This window comes from Mycobacterium sp. TH-M116 (genome assembly GCF_057473685.1).
This window is the reverse complement of record NZ_JBYCLC010000309.1, coordinates 1-11,182: the sequence shown is the minus strand read 5'-3', so window position 1 is coordinate 11,182 and position 11,182 is coordinate 1. Positions and strand designations below refer to the sequence as shown.

Here is an 11,182-nt window from a genome sequence, read left to right as displayed (position 1 = left end):
AATGGACTAGTGTCTAGAAACGCCTTCCAACGTTCACCTCAGGACGGAGACCGCCCATGGCGATCCGGGTCGCTCACGTCGGGACCGGGAATGTCGGCCGGCCGGCCTTGGCCGAACTGATCACCAATCCGCAGTTCGAGTTGACCGGGTTGTGCGTGTCGTCGCCGGAGAAGGTGGGCAAGGACGCCGGCGCGCTGTGCGGCGTCGCGCTCGACGACGAGGTCGTCACAGGTGTCCCGGCGGTGGCCGATCTTGACGCCGTGCTGGCCACCGGGCCCGAGTGCGTCGTCTACTGCGCGATGGGCGACACCCGATTACCGGACGCGATGGCCGACGTCATGCGCATCCTGGCCGCCGGGGTCAACGTCGTCGGGTCGTCGCCAGGGCTGCTGCAGTACCCGTGGGGCGTGATGCCCGGCAAGTACATCGCGCGCGTCGAAAATGCTGCCCGGCAGGGCAATTCGAGCATCTTCATCAGCGGTGTCGACCCGGGATTCGTCAACGACCTGATCCCGCTGGCCCTGGCCGGGACCTGCCGGCGCATCGAACAGGTGCGCTGCATGGAGATCCACGACTACGCCGGCTACGACGGCGCGGAAGTGATGCACTACATGGGCTTCGGCCGCCCGCTCGACGAGATCCCGATGCTGCTGCAACCGGGCGTGCTCAGCATCGCCTGGGGCACCGCGATCCGGCAGCTGGCGGCCGGGCTGGGCATCGAGGTCGACGAGATCGCCGAGTCCTACCAGCGCGAGCCCGCGCCGGAGGATTTCGACATCGCGGTCGGTCGCGTGGCCAAGGGCACGCTGGCCGTGCTGCAGTTCGAGATCCGCGGGATGGTGGGCGGCCACCCCGCCATCGTCATCGAGCACATCACCCGGTTGCGGCCCGACCTGCGGCCCGACCTGCCCCAGCCCGCTTCCGGCGACGGCTCCTACCGCGTGGAGATCACCGGCGAGCCGTCCTACGCCGTGGACATCGTGCCGAGCAGCCGCAAAGGCGACCACAATCACGCCGCCATCGCCGGCGCCGCCGGCCGGGTCGTCAATGCCATCCCGGCCGTGGTCGCGGCGCCGCCGGGCATCCGGACCACGCTCGACCTGCCGTTCATCACCGGAAAAGGCCTCTATGCGCCCGCCGGGCTGGTCGCCACCTAAACCGAAGGGAGCCCCTCAGTGGGTCGGGTAGACGGAAAAGTAGCGCTGATCAGCGGCGGCGCCCGCGGCATGGGCGCCGAGCACGCGCGTCTGCTGGCCGCCGAGGGCGCCAAGGTGGTGATCGGCGACATCCTCGACGAGGAGGGCAAGGCGCTGGCCGACGCGATCGGCGACGCGGCCCGCTACGTCCACCTCGACGTCACCCAGCCCGACCAGTGGGACGCCGCGGTCGCGACCGCCACCGGCGAGTTCGGCAAGCTCAACGTGCTGGTCAACAACGCCGGCATCGTCGCACTGGGGCAGCTGAAGAACTTCGATCTGGGGAAGTGGCAGAAGGTGATCGACGTCAACCTGACCGGCACCTTCCTGGGCATGCGGGTGGCCGTCGAACCGATGACCGCGGCCGGGGGCGGCTCGATCATCAACGTGTCCTCGATCGAGGGTCTGCGCGGCGCGCCGGCGGTGCATCCCTACGTCGCCTCGAAGTGGGCGGTGCGCGGCCTGGCCAAGTCGGCGGCCCTGGAGCTGGCGCCGCACAACATCCGGGTGAACTCCGTGCACCCAGGCTTCATCCGCACCCCGATGACCGCGAACCTGCCCGAGGACCTGGTGACCATCCCGCTGGGCCGCCCCGGCGAGATGCGGGAGGTGTCCACGTTCGTGCTGTTCCTGGCCAGCGACGAGTCGTCGTATGCGACCGGCGCCGAGTTCGTCATGGACGGCGGCCTGGTGGCCGACGTGCCGCACAAGGAGTTCTGACGGCGGCGGTGCTATAACCGCGAGCATGCTGCGCGCGCTTCAGTCCGTGGTCGGGCCGGGCCACGTCGTCACCGATCCCGACGTCCTGGCCGGCCGCGCCGTCGACCACACCGGGCGCTACCGCGGGCGGGCCGGCGCACTGGTGCGGCCGGGATCGGCCGAGGAGGTCGCCGCGGTGCTGCGGGTGTGTCGCGACGCCGGGGCACACGTCACCGTGCAGGGCGGCCGCACCTCCCTGGTGGCCGGCACCGTACCCGAGCACGACGACGTGCTGCTGACCACCGAGCGGCTGCGCGCGCTGGGTGACGTCGACACCGTGGAGCGCCGCGTCGAGGCAGGTGCCGGGGCCACGCTGACCGCTGTGCAGCGCGCGGCCGCCGCCGCGGGCCTGGTGTTCGGGGTGGATCTGGCCGCCCGGGACACGGCCACCGTGGGCGGCATGGCCTCGACCAACGCCGGCGGCCTGCGCACGGTGCGCTACGGCAACATGGGCGAGCAGGTCCTCGGCCTGCAGGTGGCGCTGCCCGACGGCTCGCTGCTGCGCCGGCACAGCCTGGTGCGCAGCGACAACACCGGCTACGACCTGCCGGCGCTGTTCGTCGGCGCCGAGGGCACCCTCGGCGTCATCACTGCGCTCGACCTGCGGCTGCACCCCGCGCCGACGCACCGGGTGACCGCCGTGTGCGGGTTCGCCGACCTGGAGGCGCTCGTGGCGGCCGGCCGGACGTTCCGCGACGTGGACGGGATCGCGGCGCTGGAGCTGATCGACGGCCGGGCGGGCGCGCTGATCCGTGCGCACCTCGGGGTGGCGGTGCCGGTGGACGGCGACTGGATGCTGCTGGTGGAACTGGCGGCCGACCACGACCAGACCGACCGGCTGGCCGACCTGCTCGACGGTGTGCAGCTGTGCGGGGAGCCCGCAGTGGGCGTGGATGTCGCTGCCCAGCAACGGTTGTGGCAGGTTCGGGAGTCGCTGGCCGAGGTGCTCGGTGTGTACGGGCCGCCGCTGAAGTTCGACGTGTCGCTGCCACTGTCGGCGATCGGCGGGTTCGCCCGTGAGGCGGTCGCGCTGTTGGGTGCGCACGCGCCCGACGCGCTGCCGCTGCTGTTCGGCCACGTCGGGGAGGGCAACCTGCATCTCAACGTGCTGCGCTGCCCGGTCGAACGGGAGCAGGCGGTGTACGGGCCGATGATGGACCTGATCGCCGGGTGCGGCGGCAACGTCAGCTCCGAGCACGGCGTCGGCAGCCGCAAACGCCGGTATCTGGCGATGTCGCGCGAACCCGCCGACATCGCCGCGATGCGGGCGGTCAAGGCCGCGCTGGACCCGACCGGCTATCTCAACGCCGCGGTGCTCTTCGAGTGATCAGCCCTGCGGCTTGATCCCCACGGCGTGGCGCAACTGAGCCAGGAACTGGTCGGCGTCGTCGCTGCGGACGATGTAGTGCGAGATGGCGATGCGGATCACGGTCGCCGCCTTCACCGCGGCATTGGGTCCGGGCAGATGCCGCTGCAGGCCCGCGCGCATCTCCGGCATGGCACGGGCGAACTGGGCGATGGTGTGCTCGGGTTCGACGTCGACCATGCGCACCCCCGAGTACGAATGCTGGTAGTCGACGATGAACCGCAGGACGGCGTCGAGCTTGTCGACGCCCTTGAGTCCGGCGGTGGCCTGCACCAGGCCACTCTCGAAGGTCTGCCGCTCGTAGTTCGAAAACGCCGACAGCAGTTCCGCTTTGGAGGCGAACCAGCGGTACAGCGTCGGACGCGACACCCCGGCCTGGGCGGCGACCTCGGACAGGCTCAGTTTGGTCTTGCCGTTACGGCCCAGCACCTCGGCAGTGGCCGCCAGGATCCGCTGGCGCGTCGAGGTGTCGGTGTCCGTGACCGACGCCGGCTGGCTCATGGCTGAAACTCTACGAAGTCGCGCCGGGGCGCCGGCGCACCAGCACCGATTGCTGGATGGAGCCGACCGCGCCCCGCTCGTCGAACAGCGTGCCGTTCGTCGTCCCGACGCCGTCGGGACCGTAGCTGGTCTCGGCGCGAATGCCGATCCACTCGCTTTCGGGGATGCGGAAGACATGCACGGCCAGATCGGTGTTCAGGAACGTCCACGCGCGGATATCGAGCTTGCTGCCGATGCCGTTGGCGCAGTCGGCGACCGCGAACAACCGCTCAAGCGGCGTCATGGTCTCGCCCTTGACGAGGTCCACGGTCGGGTTGATCCAGGATTCACCCGGGCCCTCGCTCATCGGTTCGGTCAGCCACAGCCAGTCGAGGCTGTGCACGTAGTTACGGTCCCAGTCCTTGGCCTTCAGGTTACGGTCGCGTGCCTCGGTCCGGGGGCGGGGCGGGGGAGTCGCGGCGTGCGCCACTGCCGTCGTGTCCTGCTGCTGGAACCGCCACCCGGTGGCGCGCGCGACCGGACGCGGTTCACCCTCGGGGCCCGGCGCCAGCATCTCGGCGCCGACCAGCTCGATCTGCTTGCCGCCGCGCTGCAGCCGCGCACCGACCCACAGGTCGCCGTCGGCCGGCACGCCGCCCAGCAGGTCGATCACGACCCGGGTCAGTCGGGTGTCGTCGCGGTTCTCGCAGCGCTGCATGGCCCTCACCAGCAGCGCCGAGACCGGGCCGCCGTGCTGGATCGTCGCCGACCAGGTGCCGCGCACCAGGTCGGTGGCCCGAAACTTCTGGCCGAGGGCGTCCGCGTCGTCGATGAGCTCGTAATAGGAGTCGGTCATGTGCGCCTCTCGGATGTCACGGCAGGCCGGCGCCGGGCGTGTCGACCGTCACCGCATCCAGGCGGGACAGCCGGGTGTCCCGCAGTAGCTCAGGGTAGGCGTCGGTGCTCGGCGGCAGGAACAGCGTGCGGCGCTTGGGGCCGCCCAGCGCCATGCCGTCGGGCGGGCCGTCGGGTTCGTCGGCGACGACAGGGCCCGCGCCTTTACAAACCACCGAGAAAGTGTCATGCACCGCGGCTCCCGGTGTCAATGTGCCGGACGAGTGGCCGGCGGTGCGCTCCTTTCCGGAAACGCAATACCCGCTGGGCGCGTGTACCGGCCCTGTCGTCCGGTGAGAAGCATTGCCTCGCGTCACCAATGTTTACAACACCAACGGAAACTGTCACGCTGAACCCTGAGCTGCGAGCGCGAGAGGTAGAGCGGACTTGAGCAAGGTCTCCGAGGAGTCCGAGCAGACCGAGTGGACGGTGCAGGGCCTGCTCGACCTGTTCGACGTGCGAGCCGACGGCCAGGACCGGTTCTTCGGCGACACCGGCGTCGACGTCGGGGCCGGCGGCGACGAACGGCGGGTCGCGGAGGGCACTCAGGTGCTGGCCCAGGCGATCGTCGCGGTGGCCAAACGATTCCCGGACAAGTCGGTGCGCTCGGCGCACGCGGTGTTCTCCCGCGCCGTGGCCGTCGGTCCGCCGGTCGAATTCGTCCTCGACGTCGTGGCCGAGGGCCGGTCTACCGCCACCGCGGTCGTCGCCGTGCACCAGGACGGCCGGCGCTGCCTGAGCATCACGGTGCTGGCCGACGTCCCCACCGCCGACGTCATCCGCCACCACCTGCCGCGGCCGGATGTGGCCGCCCCGGCCGATTCCCACGTGTCCGAGATGCCGATGGCCGGGCGGCAGCTGCGGCTGGTCGACGTCGTGGACGTCAACAGCCCCGACGAGGTCGGCCCGCCCGAGCTGCACGCGTGGCTGCACTACGACCCGATCCCCACCCGCGACGACCTGGCCAAGGCGCTCGTCGCGTACTTCACCGGGCACCTGGGCATCTCGACCACCATGCGCGCGCACCCGGGCATCGGCACCAGCCAGGCGCATCTGACGGTGTCCACCGCCCCGATGAGCATCTCGGTCGCCTTCCACGAGCCGGTGCGCTGGGACGGCTGGCTGCTCTACACCCACGAGAGCACCCAGGTCGGCGCGGGAATGTCCTACGTGCGCGGCACGGTGCATTCCGAGGAGGGTGCGCTGCTGGCCTCGTTCGCCCAGGAGGCGCTGATCCGGCCGCTGCGCACCAGCGACACCTCGATCGACGCGCGCTCACGGTTCTGACGGGCGGATCGATGCGCTTCGCCTTCACCCACCCGATGCACACCCATCCCTACAATTCGGAACTGGTGACCGGGGAGGGCATCGCGGCGGTCGCGGCGGCGGCCGAGGCGGCAGGGTTCCACGGGTTCGGCTTCACCGACCACCCGGCGCCGTCGCAGCGGTGGCTGGAAGCCGGCGGCCACGACGCCCTGGATCCTTTTGTCGCCCTGGGCTTCGCGGCGGCCACGACCACCACGCTGCGGCTGATACCCAACATCGTGGTGCTGCCGTACCGAAACCCGTTCGTGGTGGCCAAGTCCGGTGCGACACTGGACCTGCTGTCGAACGGCCGGTTCACGTTGGCGGTCGGCGTGGGCTACCTCAAGCGGGAGTTCGCGGCGCTCGGCGTCGACTACGACGAGCGTGCCGAGCTGTTCGAGGAGGCGTTGCAGGTGATCCGCGCCGCTTGGACCACCGACGACTTGTCTTTCGAAGGAAGGCATTTCACCGCGCGTGGCATCACCGCGCGCCCGCGCCCGCTCAGCCGGCCACACCCGCCGATCTGGATCGGCGGCAACACCGCGTCGGCGCGCCGGCGTGTCGCGCAGTACGGCGACGGCTGGTGCCCGTTTCCCGCTCCGGCCGCGCTGGCGCAGACGGCGGGCACCGCCTCGATCGACTCGCAGGACCGCCTCGCCGCGGGCATCGAGGACCTGCGCCGCCGCTGCGACGAGGCGGTCAGGGACTTCTCGGCGCTGGACATCGCGTTCGCCAACTCCGCCGGCGGTGGCCCGGGGAGTGACGAATTCGATTCCGACGTTTATCTTTCCGGGTTGGACAAGCTGGCGGCCCTCGGGGTGAACTGGGTGCAGGTCGGGCTGCCCGGCGACAGTCTGGCGCACGTGCTGGAAAGCATCGAGCGCTTCGGGAAACTCGTCATCGAAGGACGCTGATGGACTTCTCCCGGGTCGAACTGTCGGCCGCCGACCAGGTGTTCCTCGATGAGACGCGCGCCTTCATCGCCGAGCACGTCACCGACGAGGTGCGTCGCCGCGATCGGCAAACCGGCGAGAACTTCGACCGGCAGGTGCATCTGGCTCTGGGCGAGGCCGGATACCTGGCCGCGGACTGGCGGTCCGAGGAAGACGGCGGGTTCAGCCCGGTGCGCCGGCGGATCTTCGAACTCGAGATCGCCCGGGCCCATACGCCCTGGTATCACTGGGGAACCACGTCGGTGGTCGCGCGTTTGGTGCAGCAGTTCGGTGAACCGCGGCTGTGTGAGGCGGTGCTGCCGGGGGTGCTGTCCGGCGAGATCCTGCTGTGCCTGGGCTACACCGAGCCCGAGGGCGGCTCCGACGTCGCCACCTGCAAGACGCGGGCGGCGCGGGACGGCGACGGAACCGGCTGGGTCATCAACGGCGCCAAGATGTTCACCTCCAACGCGCAGAACGCCACCTACGTCTTCCTGCTGACCAACACCGACGTGCAGGGGCCCAAGCACAAGAACCTGACCATGTTCCTGGTGCCGCTGGACTCCGCGGGCATCGAGATACAGCCCATCCGCACCGTGGACGGCGACCGAACCAACATCGTCTACTACAGCGACGTGCGCGTCGACGACCTCTACCGCGTCGGCGAGGTCAACGCGGGCTGGACGGTGATGCGCTCGGCGCTGGACGTCGAGCACGGCACCGGCCAACGCGAAGAGCATGGCCTGCAAGACGTCGCGACCATGGCCGGCCACGGTGTGCTGATGGCCGAGGCGGTGGACACCGTCGCGGCGATCGCGTCGCGACCCGACCGCGACGGGCATCGCCGGCTGGACGACGAGTCGGTGAAACATCGACTCGGGCGCAGCTTCGCGCGCATGGAGGCGGCGCTGTCGACGCCCACCATGTTCGGGCGGGTGGCGATCGCGCAGACCATGCGTGACATCTCCCCGGACTTGATGGACATCCTGGGGACCGCGGCGGCCCTGCCCGCCGACGCCGAAGGCTCCGCCGACGACGGCGTGACCGAATACCTTTTCCGACTGGCACTTCCGACCGGGATCTACGGCGGCACCCTTGAGGTGTTCCGCAACATGATCGCCCAGCACGCGCTGGGCCTCGGGCGCCCCAGCTACCGCTAGGCGGACGGGAGCGCCGCCAACCGGGCGGTGGCCTACCCCGATGCGTGCGCCCACCCGGGGCGAAGAACGCGGAACGTCAGTCGAACCACCACCGTTCGGGGCCGCCCACCGAGCACAACTCAGCTTCGCCCAGTGCTCAGAAACGGTCCCGGCGCTCCTTGGGGGAATGAGAATTTCGGCGGATATCCCTTAGTGAACCCACAATCAGGTGCCTCGGTTCGCGCTGCCGGCGAAGCCGGTCGATGCCGCCCGTAGTGCCAACTCCGACCGTACCGACGCTCGGGCTCCTCGATAGCAAACCGGGGAGCGTCGCACGAGCGCCGTTATGACAACGGTAAGGAAACGCTCAGATCACAAACCTTGACCTGACCGTGTTGTAAATGTGACGTAAGGGGACCACTGTTACCAAAGTGAAATTGATTGGTGCTGATGCATTTCCACGACAGCTGGACATCGCTGAGGAGCGACGCATGACCCCACTGAAGATGTACCCCCCCTGGATCGAGCAGTTGGCCCATCGCGCCTCCGCGGTCCGCCCGGCGGCCTCCGCAGCGCTGCGGCCGCTGGCGGTGACGGCGGGCGTCGTCGCCGTTGGAGCGATGGCGCTGGCCCCCGCGCACGCCGACCCGCCCGCCGACCCCATCACCAGCGTGCTCAATGGCGCCGGCGCGGGCGGCGCCGGCTCATTCAACGAGACCCTCACCGGTATCGGGCAGTCGCTGTGCCCGATGCTGGTCAAGCCCGGCGCGACGTTGGCCACGCTCGCGTCGCAATTGTCGGGCAAACCGGGCTTGCCGCCGGACATGATCGGAGGCGTCGCCAGCATGGCGATCCAGTCGCAATGCCCGGGCGTCGTGTCGTCGCTGGCCAGCGGTCAAATGCCCTCCGTGCTATCGGGTTTGGGTGGCAGTTCCGGCATGCCGCTGCAACTGCCGGGGCTCGGGGGAGGTGCCGGCCCGCTCCAGCTCCCGGGACTCGGGGGAGGTGCCGGCCCGCTCCAGCTGCCGGGGCTCGGGCCGGTTGCGCCGAGTCCGCTGCAGGCGCCGGGTATCGTCCCGGTGGCGGCCGGCCCGCCGCAAGTGCCGGTGTCCTGAGCGCCTGAGACGCGTCGCCGGGGACCCGCCGACGGCGGGAACCACCACCGCGGAGTAGGAACTTACCCATGGCCGGACCGATGGAGGGCGTCAAAGTCGTCGAACTCGGGGTCTGGGTGGCCGGCCCGGCCGCCGGGGCAATCCTGGCCGACTGGGGTGCCGACGTCATCAAGATCGAACCGCCGGGCGGTGATCCGGGCCGCATGTTCGGCCGGATGCTGGGGTGCGACCTCGGGGTCAACCCGCCGTTCGAGATGGACAACCGCTGCAAACGCAGCATCGTGCTGGACCTGACCACCGAGGCGGGTCGCGACACGGCCTTCGAGTTGCTCACCGGCGCTGACGTTTTCGTGACCAACGTGCGCCCCGGCGCGCTGCAGCGGCTCGGCCTGGACTACGAGTCGGTGTCGGCCCGCAACGCCCGGCTGGTCTACGGACTGATCACCGGCTACGGCGAGACCGGGCCCGACGCCGACCGCGCCGCCTACGACGTCGCCGCGTTCTGGTCCCGCGCCGGGCTGGCGCACCTACTCACCCGGCCCGGCGACACGCCCCCGTTCCAGCGAGGCGGTATGGGTGACCACTCGGCCGGCATGACCCTGACGGCGGCCATCTGCGCGGCCCTGATCGCGCGCGAACGCACCGGGACCGGTCAGCTGGTGAGCACGTCGCTGTACCGGCAGGGCGCCTACACCGTGAGCTTCGACCTGAACACCTACCTGCTGACCGGCCAGCAGATCGCCATCGGGCAGCGCGAATCGATGGGCAACCCGTGCATGAACAACTACACCGCCGGCGACGGGCGCCGATTCTGGATCGTCGGCCTCGAGGCCGACCGGCACTGGCCCGCGTTGTGCCGCGCCGTGGGCCGTCCGGAATGGCTGACCGATCCGCGGTTCGGCGACGCCCGCTCCCGCGCCCAGAACGCGGTGGCGCTCATCGCCGCGCTCGACGAGATTTTCGCGACCCGCCCGCTCGACGAATGGGCGCAGTCCTTCGCCGCCGAACCGGATTTCTTCTGGTCACCGGTCAACACGCTCGAGGACGTGGTCGCCGACGAGCAGTTCCACGCCGCGGGCGGGATCGTCGACGTGCCCGACGGTGAGGCCGGCGTGGCGATGGTGGCCACGCCGGCGGACTTCCACGGCACGCCGTGGGCACCGCGTTCTGGCGCACCGGAATTGGGGGAGCACACCGACGAGATCCTCGCCGAACTCGAGGCGCGCCGCGGGTCGTGACCCGCCTGCCGAACCTTTACAAATATTCGTCAAAATGTCACGCTGTCGGGTGAGTCGCGTCCCAACGCAAGCGCCGACACGCCAGCTCCTCCTGGCGTGTCGGCGGTGAGGAATGGATTGATGGTCACCCCAATGTTCGACCTCCGCGCGAGCGGCCGGGCCGCCGCCACGCGGGCCACCCCCGCCGACGCCGCACCGCTGCGCTACCGGCTCCACGTCGTCGCAACCGGCGCCGCCGACGTCGTGCACTCGGCCGGGGGCTGGCTCTACGACCGCGTGATGGCCGGTTGGGAGGTGAGCGTGCGGCTGCCGCAGAGCTGCGACACCCGCGCACTGCGGATCCTCGGCGTCGCGGTGTCGGAATGCCGGTCCGGGTGGTGCGAGACCGAGATCGCCGATCACAGCCTGGCCGTCAGTGCGGCGGCGTTCAGGGCCGACCCGCGCGTCCGGGACCGGGTGCTGGCGTCGCTGGACGGGCGGCTGACCGAGGTCGCGCTGTGGGGCGACGAGTGGCCACCCAACGTGGACCGGGCGATGAGCCGGGCCCAGCACGTGCTCAGCGCGGCGGCCCGGACGTTCAAGGGCCATGCCCTGGCTGCGGTTGGGAACAACTGTGCCACAGGCGATCCCGTCGAGAAGCTGCTGTGCGATGTGTGGTCTCCGGCCGAGCCGCAGCTGGTCCGGCTCGAGCGATGAAGAGGTACTACGGCCACACGCTGCACTCCCTGTGCAAGACCCTCGCGCTGGGCCGCGGGCGC

At 70.3% G+C, this 11,182-nt stretch carries 11 protein-coding genes and 1 pseudogene; 9 read left to right on the top strand and 3 right to left on the bottom strand.

What is annotated here, in order from left to right:
- The first annotated feature begins 56 nt into the window (after positions 1 to 56).
- From AC2VOK_RS16180 to AC2VOK_RS16170, 3 genes are read left to right on the top strand one after another with little or no spacing between them, the layout of a single operon-like run.
- On the top strand, positions 57 to 1,157 hold the full coding sequence (locus tag AC2VOK_RS16180; RefSeq protein ID WP_428901391.1) for an NAD(P)H-dependent amine dehydrogenase family protein: 1,101 nt from the start codon (positions 57 to 59) through the stop codon (positions 1,155 to 1,157).
- 18 nt (positions 1,158 to 1,175) lie between these two features.
- The gene (locus AC2VOK_RS16175; protein ID WP_428901390.1) at positions 1,176 to 1,916 is read left to right on the top strand and encodes a glucose 1-dehydrogenase; all 741 of its coding nucleotides are present in this window, start codon (positions 1,176 to 1,178) and stop codon (positions 1,914 to 1,916) included.
- Between the two features lie 25 nt (positions 1,917 to 1,941).
- Positions 1,942 to 3,282, top strand: coding sequence for an FAD-binding oxidoreductase (locus AC2VOK_RS16170; protein ID WP_428901389.1), 1,341 nt, complete (start codon positions 1,942 to 1,944; stop codon positions 3,280 to 3,282).
- On the opposite strand, the gene AC2VOK_RS16165 is transcribed toward AC2VOK_RS16170, so the two are convergent.
- From AC2VOK_RS16165 to AC2VOK_RS16155, 3 genes and pseudogenes are all read right to left on the bottom strand, one after another.
- A complete protein-coding gene (locus AC2VOK_RS16165) occupies positions 3,283 to 3,822 on the bottom strand; it encodes a TetR/AcrR family transcriptional regulator (protein ID WP_428901388.1) in 540 nt (179 codons plus the stop codon). It lies immediately after the preceding gene.
- A gap of 10 nt (positions 3,823 to 3,832) precedes the next feature.
- The gene (locus AC2VOK_RS16160; protein ID WP_428901387.1) at positions 3,833 to 4,657 is read right to left on the bottom strand and encodes a thioesterase family protein; all 825 of its coding nucleotides are present in this window, start codon (positions 4,655 to 4,657) and stop codon (positions 3,833 to 3,835) included.
- Positions 4,658 to 4,673: 16 nt separating this feature from the next.
- Positions 4,674 to 4,808: pseudogene (locus AC2VOK_RS16155) on the bottom strand (SMP-30/gluconolactonase/LRE family protein); the annotation flags it as partial.
- A gap of 274 nt (positions 4,809 to 5,082) precedes the next feature.
- On the opposite strand from AC2VOK_RS16155, the gene AC2VOK_RS16150 reads away from it, so the two are divergent.
- The 6 genes from AC2VOK_RS16150 to AC2VOK_RS16125 all read left to right on the top strand — a co-directional run bounded on the left by AC2VOK_RS16150 (position 5,083) and on the right by AC2VOK_RS16125 (position 11,120).
- A complete protein-coding gene (locus AC2VOK_RS16150; protein WP_428901386.1) occupies positions 5,083 to 5,982 on the top strand; it encodes an acyl-CoA thioesterase in 900 nt (299 codons plus the stop codon).
- A gap of 11 nt (positions 5,983 to 5,993) precedes the next feature.
- The gene (locus AC2VOK_RS16145; protein ID WP_428901385.1) at positions 5,994 to 6,914 is read left to right on the top strand and encodes an LLM class F420-dependent oxidoreductase; all 921 of its coding nucleotides are present in this window, start codon (positions 5,994 to 5,996) and stop codon (positions 6,912 to 6,914) included.
- Complete coding sequence (locus tag AC2VOK_RS16140) at positions 6,914 to 8,092, top strand: acyl-CoA dehydrogenase family protein (RefSeq protein ID WP_428901384.1); 1,179 nt, start codon at positions 6,914 to 6,916, stop codon at positions 8,090 to 8,092. Before AC2VOK_RS16145 ends, AC2VOK_RS16140 begins: the two co-directional genes overlap by 1 nt.
- 470 nt (positions 8,093 to 8,562) lie before the next feature.
- Entirely contained in the window at positions 8,563 to 9,186 is a 624-nt protein-coding gene (locus AC2VOK_RS16135) for a hypothetical protein (protein WP_428901383.1), read from the top strand.
- Positions 9,187 to 9,254: 68 nt separating this feature from the next.
- Positions 9,255 to 10,424 carry a CaiB/BaiF CoA transferase family protein gene (locus AC2VOK_RS16130; RefSeq protein WP_428901382.1) on the top strand — a complete coding sequence of 390 codons (1,170 nt, stop codon included), beginning with the start codon at positions 9,255 to 9,257 and terminating at the stop codon, positions 10,422 to 10,424.
- Between the two features lie 120 nt (positions 10,425 to 10,544).
- On the top strand, positions 10,545 to 11,120 hold the full coding sequence (locus AC2VOK_RS16125) for a hypothetical protein (RefSeq protein WP_428901381.1): 576 nt from the start codon (positions 10,545 to 10,547) through the stop codon (positions 11,118 to 11,120).
- Positions 11,121 to 11,182: the final 62 nt, after the last annotated feature.